Source organism: Campylobacter lanienae NCTC 13004 (assembly GCF_002139935.1).
Classification (GTDB): Bacteria; Campylobacterota; Campylobacteria; order Campylobacterales; family Campylobacteraceae; genus Campylobacter; species Campylobacter lanienae.
Genome location: NZ_CP015578.1, coordinates 1,132,348 through 1,150,064, shown reverse-complemented (window position 1 = coordinate 1,150,064; position 17,717 = coordinate 1,132,348). Strand labels below are relative to the sequence as shown.

19 protein-coding genes are annotated in these 17,717 nt (G+C 33.7%); 17 read left to right on the top strand and 2 right to left on the bottom strand.

All coding sequences use genetic code 11. The features are described 5' to 3' along the window. Position 1: 1 nt before the first annotated feature. From CLAN_RS05845 to CLAN_RS05830, 4 genes are all read left to right on the top strand, one after another. Positions 2–964: a HipA domain-containing protein gene (locus CLAN_RS05845; RefSeq protein ID WP_100590816.1), complete on the top strand. Its 963-nt coding sequence runs from the start codon at positions 2–4 to the stop codon at positions 962–964. A gap of 1 nt (position 965) precedes the next feature. Next, positions 966–1,781, top strand: a complete 816-nt coding sequence (locus tag CLAN_RS05840) for a Fic family protein (RefSeq protein ID WP_100590815.1) — start codon at positions 966–968, stop codon at positions 1,779–1,781. 372 nt (positions 1,782–2,153) lie between these two features. Then, positions 2,154–2,507 carry a hypothetical protein gene (locus CLAN_RS05835; RefSeq protein WP_100590814.1) on the top strand — a complete coding sequence of 118 codons (354 nt, stop codon included), beginning with the start codon at positions 2,154–2,156 and terminating at the stop codon, positions 2,505–2,507. Positions 2,508–2,654: 147 nt separating this feature from the next. Further along, positions 2,655–2,945, top strand: a complete 291-nt coding sequence (locus CLAN_RS05830; RefSeq protein ID WP_100590813.1) for a hypothetical protein — start codon at positions 2,655–2,657, stop codon at positions 2,943–2,945. Between the two features lie 152 nt (positions 2,946–3,097). On the opposite strand, the gene CLAN_RS05825 is transcribed toward CLAN_RS05830, so the two are convergent. Together CLAN_RS05825 and CLAN_RS05820 are read right to left on the bottom strand one after the other, a co-directional pair. Next, the gene (locus CLAN_RS05825; protein ID WP_100590812.1) at positions 3,098–3,757 is read right to left on the bottom strand and encodes a potassium channel family protein; all 660 of its coding nucleotides are present in this window, start codon (positions 3,755–3,757) and stop codon (positions 3,098–3,100) included. Positions 3,758–3,766: 9 nt separating this feature from the next. Continuing rightward, positions 3,767–5,056 carry a TrkH family potassium uptake protein gene (locus tag CLAN_RS05820; protein WP_232045889.1) on the bottom strand — a complete coding sequence of 430 codons (1,290 nt, stop codon included), beginning with the start codon at positions 5,054–5,056 and terminating at the stop codon, positions 3,767–3,769. A gap of 291 nt (positions 5,057–5,347) precedes the next feature. Here CLAN_RS05820 and pglE point away from each other — a divergent pair, with 291 nt between their 5' ends. The 13 genes from pglE (at position 5,348) to CLAN_RS05755 (ending at position 17,646) form a co-directional block, all read left to right on the top strand. Continuing rightward, positions 5,348–6,442 (top strand): UDP-N-acetylbacillosamine transaminase, encoded by a 1,095-nt coding sequence (gene pglE / locus CLAN_RS05815; RefSeq protein WP_096030161.1) that lies wholly within the window; start codon positions 5,348–5,350, stop codon positions 6,440–6,442. Continuing rightward, entirely contained in the window at positions 6,436–8,214 is a 1,779-nt protein-coding gene (gene pglF, locus CLAN_RS05810; RefSeq protein WP_096014027.1) for a UDP-N-acetylglucosamine 4,6-dehydratase (configuration-retaining), read from the top strand. The genes pglE and pglF overlap by 7 nt, the downstream gene beginning before the upstream one ends. 9 nt (positions 8,215–8,223) lie before the next feature. Beyond that, positions 8,224–9,129, top strand: a complete 906-nt coding sequence (locus CLAN_RS05805) for a PDC sensor domain-containing protein (RefSeq protein WP_096014026.1) — start codon at positions 8,224–8,226, stop codon at positions 9,127–9,129. Continuing rightward, the gene (gene hisH, locus CLAN_RS05800; protein ID WP_096014025.1) at positions 9,113–9,724 is read left to right on the top strand and encodes an imidazole glycerol phosphate synthase subunit HisH; all 612 of its coding nucleotides are present in this window, start codon (positions 9,113–9,115) and stop codon (positions 9,722–9,724) included. Before CLAN_RS05805 ends, hisH begins: the two co-directional genes overlap by 17 nt. Continuing rightward, a complete protein-coding gene (gene hisA / locus CLAN_RS05795; protein ID WP_100590811.1) occupies positions 9,724–10,434 on the top strand; it encodes a 1-(5-phosphoribosyl)-5-[(5-phosphoribosylamino)methylideneamino]imidazole-4-carboxamide isomerase in 711 nt (236 codons plus the stop codon). Before hisH ends, hisA begins: the two co-directional genes overlap by 1 nt. A 64-nt stretch (positions 10,435–10,498) precedes the next feature. Beyond that, entirely contained in the window at positions 10,499–10,864 is a 366-nt protein-coding gene (locus CLAN_RS05790; RefSeq protein ID WP_086237958.1) for a chemotaxis response regulator CheY, read from the top strand. After that, entirely contained in the window at positions 10,864–11,676 is an 813-nt protein-coding gene (locus CLAN_RS05785; protein ID WP_100590810.1) for a 50S ribosomal protein L11 methyltransferase, read from the top strand. The genes CLAN_RS05790 and CLAN_RS05785 overlap by 1 nt, the downstream gene beginning before the upstream one ends. After that, a complete protein-coding gene (gene ftsH / locus CLAN_RS05780; RefSeq protein ID WP_096015760.1) occupies positions 11,676–13,592 on the top strand; it encodes an ATP-dependent zinc metalloprotease FtsH in 1,917 nt (638 codons plus the stop codon). The genes CLAN_RS05785 and ftsH overlap by 1 nt, the downstream gene beginning before the upstream one ends. 116 nt (positions 13,593–13,708) lie before the next feature. Then, the gene (locus tag CLAN_RS05775) at positions 13,709–14,209 is read left to right on the top strand and encodes a phosphatidylserine decarboxylase (protein ID WP_141080586.1); all 501 of its coding nucleotides are present in this window, start codon (positions 13,709–13,711) and stop codon (positions 14,207–14,209) included. Next, a complete protein-coding gene (gene pssA / locus CLAN_RS05770) occupies positions 14,202–14,933 on the top strand; it encodes a CDP-diacylglycerol--serine O-phosphatidyltransferase (protein WP_096015578.1) in 732 nt (243 codons plus the stop codon). Before CLAN_RS05775 ends, pssA begins: the two co-directional genes overlap by 8 nt. A gap of 123 nt (positions 14,934–15,056) precedes the next feature. After that, positions 15,057–16,574 (top strand): 2-isopropylmalate synthase, encoded by a 1,518-nt coding sequence (locus CLAN_RS05765; protein WP_096027615.1) that lies wholly within the window; start codon positions 15,057–15,059, stop codon positions 16,572–16,574. A 111-nt stretch (positions 16,575–16,685) separates the two neighbouring features. Continuing rightward, positions 16,686–17,273, top strand: coding sequence for a hypothetical protein (locus CLAN_RS05760; RefSeq protein WP_100590809.1), 588 nt, complete (start codon positions 16,686–16,688; stop codon positions 17,271–17,273). Then, positions 17,251–17,646, top strand: a complete 396-nt coding sequence (locus tag CLAN_RS05755; protein ID WP_141080638.1) for a hypothetical protein — start codon at positions 17,251–17,253, stop codon at positions 17,644–17,646. The genes CLAN_RS05760 and CLAN_RS05755 overlap by 23 nt, the downstream gene beginning before the upstream one ends. Positions 17,647–17,717 lie beyond the last annotated feature (71 nt).

The window sequence follows — 17,717 nt, the reverse complement described above, 5'->3', positions numbered from 1 at the left end:
TATGGAAGAGATAGATTTTAGCAATTGCCAAAGAAATGCTAGAACTTACAATGGAGCTAATGGTTCTAAAATAGGCATATATTACAATGATGAAAATTATATGCTAAAATTTCCACCAAAACCAAAAAAAAACATAGAGTTGAGTTATGCTAATTCTTGTGTATCAGAATATGTATCTTGTAAAATTTTAAAAACATTAGGTCTGAATTCACAAGATACAATGCTTGGAAAATATAATGATAAAATTGTAGTAGCTTGTAAGGATTTTAGAAAGAAAAATGAATTTTTTTCTGATTTTGCTAGTTTAAAAAATACAATAATAGAAAGCTCAAGCGGTGGCTATGATACTGAATTATCTGATATTTTAGAGACAATTGATACTCAAGAACAATTGAATATTAAAAATGATGAAATAAAACAATTTTTCTGGAATATGTTTATAGCTGATAGTTTGTTGGGTAATTTTGATAGACACAATGGAAACTGGGGATTTTTGATTGATGAAACTGATAATATTCATATGATTGCTCCAATTTACGATTGTGGCTCTTGCTTATATCCACAAGCAGATGAAAATTTGATGAGAAAAATTTTAACAAATAGAGATGAATTAGAGCAAAGAATTTACATATATCCAACTTCAGCCATAAAATATCAAAATGTTAAAATAAATCCGTATCATTTTTTACTGAATACTGATAATTTAGATTGCATAAAGGCATTACGAACAATTACATTTAGAATTGATTTGATAAAAATTAAAGAAATTATAGAAAATACACCTTATATTTCTGATTTACATAAAGAATTTTTATTTACAATAGTTAAAGAACGCAAAAATAAAATTTTAGATGTAGCAGTAGAAAAGCATTTTTCATCTATTAGAAATGAAGAACTATTGCTTGAAGCAATTAATTTTCACGATGGTAAAACATTATTTTCAAATAAAAAATTAAGGAGATAAAATGCTATACAATCCAAATTTTTTAAATAATAGCGTAATTCTCTCTGATAATCAAAAAGAAAAATTAGAATTTTTAGCTAATGAATTTCCATTAAATGATTTTACAAATAATGCTAGATTGATAGATAAAATCTCTTTTGATTTTATCTATTCATCGGCTCAAATTGAAGGAAATACCTATACCAAAGCTGATACCTTAGCACTCATAGAAGATGGAATTACCGCAAATGGCAAAAAATATACAGACGCAAAAATGATTATAAATTTACGCAATTCATTTAATGAAATTATGAGAAATAGTATGGAAGTAAATTTAAATACTATACATTTTTTGCATAGCATCATATCGCAAGATTTAGTTTTAAAACAAAATGAAGGAGCTATGAGAAATGGAAATCTTACTGGCATAACAGGCTCTTCTTATATACCTTTATCTAGCGGTGAAAGATTAAGAGAAGAGCTTAAATTTTTATTTTCACAATATAAAAATTTAACTAATCCTTTTGAAAGAGCTATATATTTACATAACAATTTATGCTATTTACAATACTTTGAAGATTGCAATAAAAGAACCGCAAGAGTTATGCAATTCATTTTATTAAAAAATGACAATATTATGCCTTTAGTGATAATAGATAGTAAAAAAGAAGATTATTCTTTATATCGTTTGACTATGATCGATTATTACGAAACTGGTGATTATACAAAATATATTGAATTTTTCATCAACACTTATAAAAGACAGATGAAATATTTGGATGAAATTAATAGCTTAAACAATGAATGTATTCATAAGCAAACAAGAAAGCAAAAATAATGCTACAACCAGCTAGAAAACCTAAATCAAAATCATTTCTTAGAGAATTCAAAGATGCTATATAATTTAATAGATGTGATATACTAGCTAATTTGAGCTAGCGTTATCCGCTTTTTAAAGATTAAATTAGGTAGAATAGATAAAATCAAAGGCTTAATATAAGAGTTTTTGCTGTATGAATAATATAAATGATACTAAATAACTATATATTTATATTATGGTAAATGGAAGTGGCAAAAGTAGATTGTATATTAATCAGTTTTTAAAAAATAATTTTTATGTTTAAATTTATCTTCTAAATAAATTAAAATTACTTAAGCAAATTCAAAGGCATATAAAGTATAATTTTGCCTATTTAATCAGGAGAAATATATGCAAGGTAGAATATTAAGCGAAGGTGTTTTGAGAGCTGAAGATGGCAAGAGATATACCTTTTCTATGTCAGATATACAAAATTCACAAGGCATTGATGATCTAATTGGCTTAGAAGTGGATTTTGAATTAGAAGATGGAGTTGCAAAGGAGCTTATAGTTTTAAATATTAGACAAAGTTCTTTACAAAATAACTCAAATACGCCAAATTCAGCAACTCAACAAAGAGATTATGACAAATGTGTAGAATTGGACCCCGGTATAAAATCAACATATAAGATATTTCATGGAGTTATACACCAAAACAATGAGAGCATCACATCTAGCACAGAAGGCAAAATCGACACTTCTTGAACAGGTAGCGTAAAAGGCAATATAAAAACGATTTTCCAAAAAACTAATACATTTAAAATAGGGGATAAAACTTTTATTTATCAAAGTAATAATTCTAAATTTTTACTTACAAACCAAAGGCTTTTTGAAGATGGTGATGAAATTAGCGTGATATCAGAGCCAAAACCAATAGCTGGATATTATCATATACATGCTTTAAAAAATCATACTAAGGATTATTTAACCACAAAACATAACTCAACTATAGAAAAGATTGTAGTATGGCTAGTTTTGATTGTATCTATAATGGGACTTCTTGGTAGTATAAAAACTTTTAGTGTTGGGACATTTTTTCTGAGCTTATTTCTTATTTTAGTTGTAATAATTTGTATTTGGATCTTGCCAAAAATTAAAGCATTTGCAAAACTTGTTAAATTTATCGATAACTATAAAGCATAAGCCCTATATCAATCCTTTAATATAGAGCTAAATTAATATTTAGTGATTGCTAGATTTAACTATTAAAATTGATGAAGCTATTATATCACTAATCATAGCATTTTAAGGCTTATAGTCTTTGTGATGTGCTTGATAGATAATTTATAAAATTTCTACATAGTTTTAGACTCAAATTCGCTTAGCTCCTTAGCGGTGCCTAAAAGCATTATAATATCTCCGCTATAGACGATTGTGGTTTGTAAATTTGGCATTATTTCCCAGTTTGAATTTGATTTTTTATATGCTATAACTCTCATATTTTTAGAGATATGTTTGAGCGAATTACCGGCTAAATCATCATCTATTGTAATTTTGACAGCCCTAATAGTGTTAGCTGAGAGATCGAAAATTTCAAAATTTCTTTTTTTGTTGAAAAAATCTTTTACCAATCTTTTGGCGCTCTCTTTTTCAGGATAGATAACCTTTGAAGCGCTAAGTTTAGATAGAATTTGGCCATGGATATTAGAAGTTGCTTTAGCTACGATGGTTTTAACTCCTATATCTTTGAGCGCCATTAGTGTTAGGATGGATTTTTCTACATTATCGCCTATACTTACAATCACGATCTCTACATCGTTAAATCCAGCTTCTTTAAGTGCTAGAGTATTGGTAGAATCTAGTATGTAAGCGCATTTTGGTGAATTTGATATACTTTTTAAGGCCTCTTCATCCTTATCAGCGATGATGACTGCGTGTCCGCTAGCGATGAGCTCATCTGCTACTACAGATCCGAATTTACCAAGCCCTATAACTCCATAACTTATATTTTTCATAACTTACCTTTATAAATATATTTTTCCTTCAGGGAATTTAATATGTGTGCTTTTATCCTCTTTAAAAATAGATAATAAAAAGGCATACACACCAATCCTGCCGCTTAACATCATAATTATAATTATTATTTTACTAGAATCGCTAAATAACGCACAAAGCGAGAGAGTTCCGCTATCTCCTACGGAGATTCCGACTGTAGCAAATGCTGATGATATCTCAAACAGAATATAGATAAAATTAAATTTAGATTCCAACAAAGATATCAAAATCACAGCTATAACTATATAAACAGCTGATCCAACAGTTATAATAAAAGCTCTTGATATGGTCTCTTGTGAAATTTCTTGATTAAAAATCCTTACTCGCCCATTGCGAATACTCCAATAAACATAGAATAAAAGCACCACTAAAGTGGTGATTTGCATTCCGCCAGCCGTCCCGCCAGGTGCGCCGCCAATAACCATAAATAAAGAGCCAAAAAACAAACTCGCATCATGTAAAGCACTCATATCAAGCGTGTTAAATCCAGCCGTTCGGTAGTTGATAGTGGTAAAATATGAGCTTAAAATTTTATCAAAAATAGAGAAGTTACCTATGGAATTTGGGTTAGAATACTCTAAAAGAAAGATAATAAGTGTTGAAAATACAATAAGCGAAATTGTAGCTAGGATTACAACTTTGGTATGCAGGCTTAAATTTTGAATTCTCTTTTTTTGGAAAAAATATAGCTCAACTAAGACAAAGTATCCAAGCCCACCGATAATAATCAAAGATGTTATAATGATATTTATAGCCAAATCATGTTTATAAGGGGTTAAGCCACTTTCAAATATACTAAAACCAGCATTGTTAAAAGCACTAATTGAGTGAAAAACCCCAAACCACAAAGCCTTAGCAAAATTCATCTCAAGCATAAAACGCATAGTAAGGAGTATAGCACCAATTAGCTCAATCAAAAAGACAAAAAGCACGACATTTTTAAAAAATTTAGATATCCCTTCAGTAGATGGATATAGTAAGGACTCTTTTAATAAATTTTTGCCATTAAATCCAAATTTTTTGCGTATTAATATATAGATAAAAAGCCCTATACTCATATATCCCAAACCGCCAATTTGTATTAAGATCAAGATGATTATCTGACCAGCTAAGGTGAAATCCATAGCGGTATTTTTGACTATAAGTCCAGTCATACTAATAGCTGAAGTACTAGTGAAAAAGGCATCGATAAAGCTTATTGGTGCTACACTAGCCCAGCTTGAGTTTAAGATTATAGCTCCTAATAAAGCGATGATGATATAGCCTCATAATAAAATTTTAAATGTATTTCTATCTAAACTAAGTTGTTTCAAAATACTCTTTCTATTTTTGATTTTGAGCGGAAATTGTAGCCTAGCAAAACTTTATTAAAAATAAAAATAGTATTAAATAATTTATTTAAATATTATGTTTAATATAATTTATCAAATTATACCTTTATATATAATAGAATTGATAAAATTTCATATAAAACTGGATTTTATCTTAATATTAATATTAGGTTTATTCTAACTTTGATAAAATATGAACCAAAATTTTTAAGGATAGTTATGCCTAGAATCTTTTTGAGCGCACCATATATGGGCGGTAATGAAGAAAGATATGTAAAAGAGGTCTTTGAGAGTAATTATATAGCGCCACTTGGTGAGTTTGTCGATAGATTTGAGCAAAGTATCAAAGATTATTGTCAAATTTCAAATGCCTTAGCGTTAAATTCAGCCACAGCAGGACTTCATCTAGCACTTCGCACACTTGGGATTAGGGATGGGGATGTTGTTTTGGCTTCTACTTTTACATTTGCAGCAAGTGTAAATCCTATAATGTATGAAAGATGCGAACCAGTTTTTATAGATAGTGATGAGAGCTGGAATTTAAGCCCCAAACTACTCAAACAAGCAATAGCCAAAAGCCCTAAAAAGCCAAAAGCCCTTATATTAACACACCTTTATGGACAAGCGGCTAAGATAGATGAAATTTTAGAAATTTGTAAAAATGAAGATATAAAAGTTATAGAAGATGCGGCTGAGGCTTTAGGTGGATTTTATGATAATAAAGCTCTTGGAACCTTTGGTGATGCTGGGGTTTATAGCTTTAATGGTAATAAGATTATAACCACAAGCGGCGGTGGTATGCTAGTTAGTAATGATGAAAAATTAGTAGCCAAAGCAAGGTATTATAGCACGCAAGCAAGAGAACCACTACTTCATTATGAGCATTTGGATTATGGATATAATTATAGATTGAGTAATGTTTTAGGTGCTATTGGCGTTGGGCAGATGGAGGTTTTAAAAAGCAGGGTAGAGCGAAAAAGGCAGATATTTGATATATACTCAAATTTGCTTAGCGATGTGGCTGAATTTATGCCTGAAATTCCAAATTCATACGGCAATAGATGGCTAACTACGCTTTTATTTAAAGAGAAAAATAGCCATTTAAAAGTGATAGAAGCCTTAAATAAAAATGATATAGAGAGCAGACCATTATGGAAGCCAATGCATCTTCAACCGGTATTTAAAGGGGCTAAATGCCTTGTTGATGGCACTAGCGAAGAGTATTTTTCAAGGGGGATTTGCCTTCCTAGTGGGGCTAATATGAGTGATGAGTTAGTGGAGAAAATCGCTAGTATCGTTAGGAGTGCATTGTGATTATAGCGACAAAAAGGCGTAGAATAGCCTTTTTTTTACTATGTGATGTGATAATATTTGCCCTTAGTATATATTTTGCTTTTTTGCTTAGATTTAGCGGAGATATCCCGGAGATATTTATCCCTGGTATGGTGTATAGTGGTGTGATTTTGATTGTTATTAAAATAGCATTACTTTGGGCGTTTCAAATTTATCGTGTGCCGTGGAGATTTTTTGGTTTAAATGAAGCTAGGAAGATAGTTTTAGCCTCTTTGCTTTGTGCGGGGATATTTTTTGGTATATTTTTATCTTATGAAGAGCTTTTTGCGCCTTTTCCAAGAAGCGTTATTATCATTGATGCTCTATTGTCAGCTATAATGGTTGGTAGTTTGAGAATTTCAAAGCGAGTTTTGCTTGATTTTAAAAAGAGCAAAAATGGCAATCCATGCGTGATTATTGGCTCCACTTCTAAGACTTTACAAATTCTAAAAGGACTAAAAAGTGGTTATGCGAACTACTACGCAGTAGGCGTTGTAGATGGTAGAAATGAGCTTGTGGGAACATATTGTGATGGATATCAAGTAGGCCATAAAGATGAGCTAAAAAGCTATATAGAAGATGGGGTAAAAAGTGCTATAATAGCTCTAACGCTTATGCCAAATGAGCTTAAAGAGCTTTATGATGAGTTAGATACCTTAGGATTTAAAGATATTAAGATATTTTCATTAATAGGACAAAAGAGCGAGGGCATTACTGATATTAGCATCGAAGATCTTCTAGCTAGAAAGCCAAAAGACCTTGATAGTAGTGTGGTTGAGAGTTTTATCGGCGGTAAAAGCGTGATGGTTACTGGCGCTGGTGGGACAATCGGTAGCGAGATATGTAAGCAGTGTTTGAAATTTGGCGCTAAAGAGATAATTATGATAGATCACAGCGAATACAATCTATATCAGATAAATGAAGCCACAAACGCTGATGAGCGTAATCGCTTGATTATGCTAAATATCACGCATAGAGATGAATTTGAGAGTGTATTTGCTAAATTTAAACCATATATTGTGATCCACGCCGCAGCATATAAGCATGTACCACTATGTGAGTTTAACCCTTTGGTTGCGGTGGAGAATAACATACTTGGAACTAAAAATGTAGTAGATTTAGCCAAAAAATATAATACTCATAAAGTGGTATTGATCTCTACAGATAAAGCCGTTAGACCAACTAACATTATGGGAGCGACTAAGAGAGTATGCGAGTTATATGCGTTAAATTCAAATACCAGCTCTACTGAGATTGTGGCAGTGAGATTTGGCAATGTGCTTGGTAGTAGCGGTAGTGTGATACCTAAATTTAAAGCCCAAATCGCAGCCAATGAGCCACTAAGCGTAACTCACCCAGATATCACTAGATATTTTATGTTAGTTAGCGAGGCTTGTCAATTGGTTCTTCAAGCTGCTAGTATAGCTAAAGGCGGTGAGCTTTTTGTCTTAAATATGGGTGAGCCAGTCAAAATTGCCGATATGGCTCAAAGAATGTTAAAATTAAGCTCAAAAGAGCATTTGGGAATCAAATTTATCGGTCTTCGCCCAGGCGAGAAGCTATATGAAGAGTTACTAATCGACCCTAGCGATGTGGCGACTAAATTTGAGAGTATATTTGTAACCACTAGCCAACCATACAATATAGATATCTTAAATTCTCAAATCTCAACTCTAATAAAGAGCCAAAACGATGAAGAGATAGAGGCGAATTTAAAAGCTATAGTCCCAGAGTTTAACCATAATAAAAATTAGGAATTTATCGTGACATTTAAAGAGATTGAAGAGTTTAGTCAGATACGCTATAAAGCGAGAGCCTATCTATGTTATCTATTAACTAGAAATATACCAAATAACCTCCCAGGTGTAAGCGCACAAAGCATTAAAGATGGCTTTGATAAAATCGCTCATGAAGTTGATATTTTCGATGCTTTTTATATCTTGGATAAAAATGGAATTCAACTAGAAAACACTATAAGCCTAGATCCTAAAAACAGCATTGGAGAGGGGATAAATAGAAGCAACAAAGCATATTATTACAGAAGTGTGCGTGAAAAGCGTTGCGTGATGACTGATCCATATCCATCTAGTCTTACTAATCAGCTTTGCGTTACAGCATCAATGCCTATATATGATGATAAAAAAGAGCTAGTTTATGTAGCTTGTATGGATATCGGATTAAGCGAACTTCTATCCATCATCAGCCCTGGATCGGTTGATGGGATATTTGGCAAATTCACAAAGCTTATATACTCGATTTTCTCTTTGGCGCTTTTTGTGATTTCGCTAGTTTTATTTATCCATGGGATAAAAAGTTTTGTATTAAAAAGCTTTAATGAGATTAATATTAGCGAAGTTTTTGAATCTACAATTGTTTTGACCTTAGCTCTTGCTATATTTGATCTTGTCAAAGCGATATTTGAATCTGAGGTTTTAGGTAGGCCAAATCACCATCAAAACGGCGGTAGCAGAACTATGGTGAGATTTATTGGAAGTATTATTATAGCTCTAGCTATTGAGTCTTTGATGCTTGTGTTTAAATTTGCTATTACTGATCCAAGTCAGATAATATATGCTATCTATCTCATCGGTGGGGTAGGGCTTTTGATGGTTGCTTTGAGTTGCTATTTGTTTGTTTTAAAAAGGGGTGGTATTGATAGGGATAATTGATTATGGTGCCGGAAATATCAGAAGCGTCCAAAATGCTCTTGAGTTTGTAGGCGCTAAGAGCGAATTGGTAAGCGACGCAGATAGATTAAAAAGCTATGATAAGTTGCTTTTACCTGGTGTGGGGGCTTTTGGCAAGGCTATGGAGCAGTTAAAATCAAATAATCTTGATAGCGCAATTTTGGAATTCATCTCTAAGGGTAAGCCGTTTTTAGGAATATGCCTTGGGATGCAACTTTTGTTTGATAAAAGCTATGAATTTGGCGAACATAGCGGTTTGGGTGTGATTAAAGGGAGTATTGTAGAGTTTGATAAATCCAAATTTAATGAACATTTAAAAGTCCCACACATGGGCTGGAATAGGGCTAAATTTACAAAACAAAGCAAAATTATAGATGGATTAAAAGATAGTGCTTATCTATATTTTGTCCATTCATATCACGCTGTTTGTGATAATAAATTCGCTCTAGCTTATACAGATTATGGATATGAGTTTGTAAGTGCTGTTGAGTATGAAAATGTCTATGGCTTTCAGCCGCACCCTGAAAAATCTCATGAAAATGGATTGAGAATTATCAAAAATTTTATGGAGTTATAATGGAAAAATATATGGCAATAGACTTAAAAGATGGCAAGGCAGTTAGGCTATCTAAAGGTCTTATGGATAGTGCGAAAATTTACTCAAATGAGCCTTGGGAATTAGCTAAGAAATTTAGCGATGCTGGAGCCAAATGGTTACATATTGTAGATTTAGATGGAGCATTTGCTGGTGATGCGATAAATTTAAAAACAATTGAAAAGATAGTGAGCGCAACAAATTTAAATATACAAATTGGCGGCGGAGTTCGTAATGAAGAGCGCATAAAGAGCTATTTAAGCTCAGGCGTAACTAGATTGATTTTAGGTTCAGTTGCGCTTAAAAATCCTGATTTTGTAAAAGAGATGTCTAGCAAATATAGAATTGTTGTAGGTATCGATGCCAAAGATGGTTTTGTCGCAGTTGAAGGCTGGGCACAAATAAGCCAAATGAGAGCTACGGAATTGGCCAAACTATACGCAGATGCTGGAGTAGAAGCGATCATCGCTACTGATATTAGCAAAGATGGAATGCTTTGTGGCTTGAATTTAGAATTCACTTCATCAATTGCCAAGGCTAGTGGTTTGCCTACAATCGCAAGTGGAGGCGTAGCTAGTTTGGCTGATTTAGAGGCTGCGAGCAAAGCAACAGACATATCTGGCGTGATAATTGGCAAGGCATATTATGAAGGCAAAATCAGCCTTAATGATATTTTTGGAAATAAATTTTAGTTATTAAAGTTATTTTAAATGTAATTTTAGATAAAATACCGCCAAAGTTGAGAAAGGATAGTTAGTGAAGTTATTAGTTGTTGATGATAGCTCTACTATGAGGAGAATTATAAAAAATACATTAGAAAGACTTGGTCATAAGGATGTATTACAAGCAGAGCATGGTGTAGAGGCTTGGGATCTACTTTGCCAAAATCCAGATATTGGTGTCTTGATTACAGACTGGAATATGCCTGAGATGAATGGCCTAGAGCTTGTTAAAAAGGTAAGAGCAGAGTCTAAATATGAGAATATGCCTATTATAATGGTAACTACAGAAGGTGGTAAAGCAGAGGTTATCACAGCATTAAAAGCTGGTGTAAATAACTATATAGTAAAACCCTTTACGCCTCAAGTTCTCAAAGAGAAGCTTGAAGATGTTCTTGGATAATGAAAGATAAATATTACGAATTAAGAGTCTTATCTTCACAAATAGAGCCATTAAAAGATCTCATATTTGAATTTGGATTTACCTGTATAGAAGAGATTGATAATGGTTTTATCATAAGAGATGAAGAGGATCTAAATCATATTAAATGGGGACTTGAAGAGTTTGCTAGTCGTCTAGGTTGTGATATATCTACTGATTTGATAATTAAAGATAATATAGATTGGATTAATGAGTATAAAAAGGGTGTAACTCCGGTTATTGCGGGTGATTTTTACATTAGGCCAAGTTGGGAAAAACCAAAAAGCAGATTAATAGATATCATCATAGATCCAGCTCTTGCCTTTGGATCTGGTCATCATGAGAGTACAAATTCATGTTTAAAATTAATCTCTAAATATTCCAAAGAGTATAAAGATGCCTTAGATGTTGGTTGCGGTAGTGGAATTTTAAGTATAGCTATGGCTAAGCTAGGTTTGAGTGTTTATAGTTGCGATACCGATGAGCTAGCGGTCCAAAGTACGATTGATAACGCTCAAAAAAATATGGTATCCATAAAGCAAATTTGGGTTGGCTCAGTCACAGATAGCAAAGATCGTTATGATGTGGTGGTGGCTAATATTATTGCCGATGTTATACTATTTCTTGCTAATGATCTCAAATCCAAGGTCAAATCCGGCGGTATAATCATACTATCTGGAATTTTAACAAAATATAAAAGCAGAATTACAAATGTCTTTAGCGATTTTGAGTTGGTGGAAAATTTAACTCAAAATGAGTGGGAGAGTTTTGTATTTAAAAATCAAGGAAAATAATGGAAAATAAAAATCAATCAAATGGAAATAATGGTAATTTTTTTAATAAAAATCCTATCTTAGTATTTGCGATTTTTGCGGTTATTATGGTGCTAATCTTTCGCAGTATGAGCCCTGATGATATGGGAATTTCTGGCGGAAATTCAAAAAATATTAGCTATTCAGAGCTTAAATCTTTGATTAAATCAAAGCAGATAAATGAGGTTGTAATCGGTCAAACCACAATCAAAGCTAGTGGAAATTCGCAAACTTATGTAGTTAAAAAGGTAGCAAATGACCAAACTTTAGTGCCACTTTTAGAGGAAAATAACATAAGTTATGGTGCTTATAACGAGAGTAATTGGCTAAGTGATATGATATTTTCTTGGGTTATTCCGGTATTTATTTTCTTTGCTATTTGGATGTTTTTGGCTAGCAGGATGCAAAAAAACATGGGTAGCGGAATTTTAGGCATGGGAAGCAGTAAAAAGCTTATAAATAGCGAAAAACCAAAGGTTAAATTTGATGATGTTGCTGGTGTAGAAGAGGCCAAAGATGAGGTTAAAGAGATTGTAGATTTTCTTAAAAATCCTGAGCGATATATCCGTCTTGGTGCCAAAATTCCAAAAGGGGTATTACTAGTAGGCCCTCCAGGAACAGGTAAAACGTTGCTTGCTAAGGCTGTTGCTGGCGAAGCTGAAGTGCCGTTTTTCTCTGTTTCGGGATCTAGTTTTATAGAGATGTTTGTAGGTGTTGGTGCTAGTAGGGTGAGAGATCTATTCGAAAATGCTAAAAAAGAGGCCCCAGCTATTGTATTTATAGATGAGATCGATGCTATAGGTAAAAGCAGAGCCGCAGGTTCTATGATGGGTGGCAATGACGAGAGAGAACAGACATTAAATCAACTTTTAGCAGAAATGGATGGCTTTGATAGCGATAAGAGTCCAGTAATTGTCCTAGCAGCGACAAACCGCCCAGAAGTTTTGGATGCGGCTCTTTTAAGACCGGGTAGATTTGACCGCCAAGTTTTGGTCGATAAACCTGATTTTAAGGGGCGTGTTGATATCTTAAAGGTACATAGTAAAGAGGTTAAACTCTCAAATGATGTAAATATGGATGAGATAGGTCGCTTAACCGCTGGTCTTGCTGGGGCGGATTTGGCTAACATTATTAATGAAGCCGCTCTTTTAGCCGGTCGCTCTAATAAAACCAAAATTGATCAACAAGATCTAGTAGAAGCAGTAGAAAGAGCAATAGCGGGACTTGAGAAAAAATCTCGCCGCATAAACCCAAAAGAGAAAAAGATAGTCACATATCATGAGTGCGGACACGCCCTTATAGCTGAGACTACAAAGGGTGCTGATAAGGTTACTAAAGTCTCCGTAATCCCAAGAGGTATAGCAGCATTGGGCTATACTCTAAACGCTCCAGAAGAGAATAAATTTTTAATGCAAAAACATGAGCTTATCGCTAAAGTTGATGTCCTTTTAGGTGGTAGAGCCGCTGAGCAGGTATTTATCAAAGAGATTAGCACAGGTGCTAGTAATGACCTTGAGCGTGCTACTGATATTATCAAAGCGATGGTATCAATGTATGGAATGACCGATGTAGCAGGGCTTATGGTTTTAGAAAAACAGCGAAATTTATTTTTAAATGGCGGTCAGTCATTAAAAGATTATAGCGATGATATGGCACAAAAATTAGATGAATTTGTTAAAAACTTCTTAAATGAGAGATATAATGCGGTTGTAAATACTCTTGAGTTATATCGTGGTGCTATAGAGAAGATGGTGGAGTCTTTATATGAAGAAGAGACCATAGAAGGTAGCAAGGTAAGGGCTATTATCAAAGAATTTGAAGAGGCAAATGGCTTACCTACTCGTTTAGTTGACATCGAAGATGATAATTCAGATATCGCAAAGGCAAAAGAGAATTAAAATAGATGGATAATCTAGGAATTATAAGCAAATACGGCTATAAGTGCGTTTTTATCGCTTTTGTACTTTTTGTGTTATCTTGGATTTTTAATTTTTGGCCTTTAATTTTTGGCCTTTTGTTTCTTATCTCGTTGTGGATATATAAAAATCCAGAAAAACTTCCACAAAGTGAAGATCCTAAGGCTATTTTATCACCGATAGATGGGATTGTAGAAGATATTAAAAAATCCAATTATAATGGCCGTGCCTATACTCAAATTCTAATCCGCAATAGAATATTTGATTCTGGTGTGTTGCGTTCTATATGCGATATGGATATTTCTGTGATTAAAAGGCGTAATGGCCTTAATATCCATAGCAGCGACCCAAATTTAAATTTACTAAGCAATAGAGCAACCATAATATCAAAAAATCAAGATTTTATAATTCGCATTAGCACATCAGCGCTAACTTCTAAAATTTATTTAGAGAATTTAAAATATGTTAAATCAGGCCGTAGAATCGGATTTTTAAAAGATGGCAAGGTTGCTATTTTAATGCCTTTAAATACTAGAATCGCTTTTAGTAAAGGTGATAAAATCAAAGCTTGTAGCGTTATAGGTTATATAGATGAATAATAATAAATTGATATATATACTCCCAAATTTATTTACCGCAGGTAGCGCATTTACTGGTATTATTAGTATTTTAGCTAGTTCAAATGGTGAGTTTGGCAAGGCGATATTTTATCTTGTTGTCTCGCTTGTATTAGATGGCTTAGATGGTAGGGTGGCACGACTTACTAAAACTACTTCTAAATTTGGTGTTGAGTTTGATAGTTTGGCTGATTTAGTGGCATTTGGCGTGGCACCTGCTATGCTATTTTATTTTAGCATTGGCAGTGAATTTGGTAGATTTGGCTCACTGATTACGGCTATGTTTGTGGTATTTGGGGCGATTAGATTGGCTAGATTTAATGTCACAACTAATGAGAATGAGCCAAATATGTTTATTGGATTACCGATTCCTACGGCTGCTATTGTGGCAGGATTTTGGATTGGAATTTATAATAAATATGAGTTTATAAAGGGCTATGAGTGGGTATTTTTAGTATTAATGGGGCTACTTTCGATATTGATGGTTTCTAATGTAAGATATCCGAGCTTTAAAAAGGTGGATTTTGGTCGCTCAAAATATATAAAAGCACTTGTTATATTGGTGATCATATTTTCACTTTTATATCTATATCCATTAGAATCAGCCACTGCTTTGATTTCTGTTTATACTATATATGGTATAATTCGTGCGATTTGGGCGAGATTTTTCGCCAAGAATATCAAGATAAAGGAACAAAAATGGTAGCAAATAGTAAAAAAATTTATATATTCATCTATAAGCTCTCTCTCCTTAATCTGCTCTGTAGCTCTTTTTAATTCAAATTTTGTGCGTAAAATATAAAAATATAATAAATTTAAGGATAATAAAATGGATAAAAATAAAATTATAGTTTTTGATACTACTTTAAGAGATGGTGAGCAAAGCCCCGGTGCTTCAATGAATACTGAAGAGAAAATTCAGATCGCACTTCAGTTAGAGAGACTTGGTGTAGATGTGATGGAGGCTGGTTTTGCGGCTGCTAGTCCTGGTGATTTTGATGCTATTAATCAAATTGCCAAACAGGTAAATTCTATCAAAGTAGCTAGTCTTGCTAGAGCTTTGGAGCGTGATATTAAGGCAGCAGCTGATGCTATTGCTCCGGCTAAAAATAAGAGAATTCATACCTTCATAGCCACAAGCCCTATCCATATGGAACACAAGCTTAAAATGAAGCCAGATGAGGTGATTAAAAGAGCTATAGAAGCGGTTCAATATGCTAAAACTCTCGTAGATGATGTTGAGTTTAGTTGCGAAGATGCTGGTAGAAGTGATATTTCATTTTTAAAAGAGATTTGCGATGCAGTAGTGAGCGCAGGTGCTAGAACTTTGAATTTGCCTGATACGGTGGGATTTAGATTGCCTTATGAGATTGCCGATATGGTTAGAGTTATGAGCGAATATATGGGCGATAGAGCCATTATCTCAGTCCATAATCACAATGACCTTGGCTTGGCCGTGGCAAACACTTTAGCAAGTATCAAAGCCGGTGCTAGACAGGTGGAATGTACCATAAATGGATTAGGCGAAAGAGCCGGTAACGCCGCACTTGAAGAGATCGTGATGACCTTAAAGACTAGGTCTGATGAGTTTGATGGCTTATACACAGATATCGTAACTAAAGAAATTTACCCTACTAGTCGCTTAGTAGCCACTATCACAGGTATTGAACCACAACCAAATAAAGCCATCGTAGGCAAAAATGCTTTTGCTCATGAGAGCGGAATTCATCAAGATGGTATGTTAAAATGCGCCCAAACTTACGAAATAATCAAAGCCGAAGATATCGGTGCGAAGAAAAATGCCTTAGTTTTAGGCAAACACAGTGGTCGCCACGCCTTTAAAGATAAGCTTATAAATTTAGGATTTGATCTAAATGATGAAGAGATCAATGAAGCATTTAATAATTTTAAATTGCTTTGCGATAAGAAAAAAGAGATTTTCGATGATGATATTAGAGCGTTAGTTAGTAGTGAAATCATCAAAATTCCTGAAATTTATACTATCGAAAAATTAAGCGCCAACACTTGTAATCTAGGCCACTCAAACGCTGCTATTAGTATTAAATTTAATGATGAGATTATCAGTGAAGCAGCTCTTGGCAATGGCACGGCTGATGCGATATTTAAAGTAATTGATAGGATAAGCAAAGTCGCTGGTGAGTTAAAAGATTATAAGGTTTCAGCCGTATCTCAAGGCAAAGATGCTCTTGCGAAAGTTACAGTTAAAGTAGCATTTGGCTCTGATGAGCCTCCATTTATCGGACATGGCCTTGATATAGATACGATGATGGCAAGCGCCAAAGCCTATGTAAGCGCATTAAATAGCTATCTAAGTATGAAAAAATAAGACAATAATATGAATTTGGCTATGTTCTTAGTCAAATTAGTTTTAATAATTTTTAAGGTTAAAATATTTTTCTAAATATCCGATTTTATTATAAATTTAAAAGGAGAAAAGATGCAAGTAAATAGCACAAATAGCTTAGATTTTTTAAATATCAATCCAAATTCTAAATCTAATATTGATAAAATTAAAGAATCAACTAGCAATATTAACGCAAAAGAGCTAACAAGCGGGTATTATATGCAGTTTATGCAACAAAGCTTTGACTATTCTAATGGCAATTTTAATATGCAAATTGGCCTTACTAGCCTTAGTTTAAATAATCAAAATAACACCGCAAATAGCTTTACTCAAGGCCTAAAAGATCTATTAAATCAAAATATCGGTATCACAGGCTATAGCGGCAAGCCAATCGGTGATTTAACTTCACAAGAGGCAAGCAGCCTAATAAGCGATAATGGATATTTTGGAATAAATAATACCGCAAATCGTATAGCCGACTTTGTCATAAATGGAGCCGGTGGCGATGCCCAGAAGCTAAGAAGCGGTTTAGAAGGGGTCAAAAATGGCTTCGCTCAAGCTGAAGCTATGTGGGGTCAGGCCTTGCCAGATATCTCACAACAAACAATGAATAAAACTCTAGATAGGATTAATCAAGCCCTTATGGAGCTTAGCGGTAATGCTATTAATGTTACTGCGTAGTATATTTTTGGCGTTTTTTGTGTTTTTGGTAGTTGGATGCACAACTACCAAAACCGAAGTCAAATCCACCAAAAACAGCTATATCAAAGGCACCATAACCTCAATTAGCAAGGTTTCTAACGGCTATATATACACTATAGAATCTGTCGATACTAGCAATGGCAAATTATCACAAGCCCAAGGTTTTAGCTCCACAGCGTGTAATGTAGGCGACCTTGTCTATGCTAGATTAGATGGGGCTAAATTTGGTTATTTTGCTATTTTGATTAAGGGATATGAAATCACAACCGAACCAATAATCAAAAGCTACAATCGCAGCAAGAAAAATCTCACCAAAGACACTATCCCAATTGCCGAGAGCATAGAGTTTTAACGCAGATTAAGATAAATTTATTTTACCATAAAATTACCAAAACCAAACTTCTACTGCAAATCAAACTTATT

What these genes read in the sequence shown, in the direction of transcription:
- CLAN_RS05845 (WP_100590816.1), top strand. Translation starts at nt 2, where the DNA reads ATGGAAGAGATAGATTTTAGCAATTGCCAAAGAAATGCTAGAACTTAC.
- CLAN_RS05840 (WP_100590815.1), top strand. Translation starts at nt 966, where the DNA reads ATGCTATACAATCCAAATTTTTTAAATAATAGCGTAATTCTCTCTGAT.
- CLAN_RS05835 (WP_100590814.1), top strand. Translation starts at nt 2,154, where the DNA reads ATGCAAGGTAGAATATTAAGCGAAGGTGTTTTGAGAGCTGAAGATGGC.
- CLAN_RS05825 (WP_100590812.1), bottom strand. Translation starts at nt 3,757, where the DNA reads ATGAAAAATATAAGTTATGGAGTTATAGGGCTTGGTAAATTCGGATCT.
- pglE (WP_096030161.1), top strand. Translation starts at nt 5,348, where the DNA reads ATGCCTAGAATCTTTTTGAGCGCACCATATATGGGCGGTAATGAAGAA.
- hisA (WP_100590811.1), top strand. Translation starts at nt 9,724, where the DNA reads ATGGAAAAATATATGGCAATAGACTTAAAAGATGGCAAGGCAGTTAGG.
- CLAN_RS05785 (WP_100590810.1), top strand. Translation starts at nt 10,864, where the DNA reads ATGAAAGATAAATATTACGAATTAAGAGTCTTATCTTCACAAATAGAG.
- ftsH (WP_096015760.1), top strand. Translation starts at nt 11,676, where the DNA reads ATGGAAAATAAAAATCAATCAAATGGAAATAATGGTAATTTTTTTAAT.
- pssA (WP_096015578.1), top strand. Translation starts at nt 14,202, where the DNA reads ATGAATAATAATAAATTGATATATATACTCCCAAATTTATTTACCGCA.
- CLAN_RS05765 (WP_096027615.1), top strand. Translation starts at nt 15,057, where the DNA reads ATGGATAAAAATAAAATTATAGTTTTTGATACTACTTTAAGAGATGGT.
- CLAN_RS05760 (WP_100590809.1), top strand. Translation starts at nt 16,686, where the DNA reads ATGCAAGTAAATAGCACAAATAGCTTAGATTTTTTAAATATCAATCCA.
- CLAN_RS05755 (WP_141080638.1), top strand. Translation starts at nt 17,251, where the DNA reads ATGCTATTAATGTTACTGCGTAGTATATTTTTGGCGTTTTTTGTGTTT.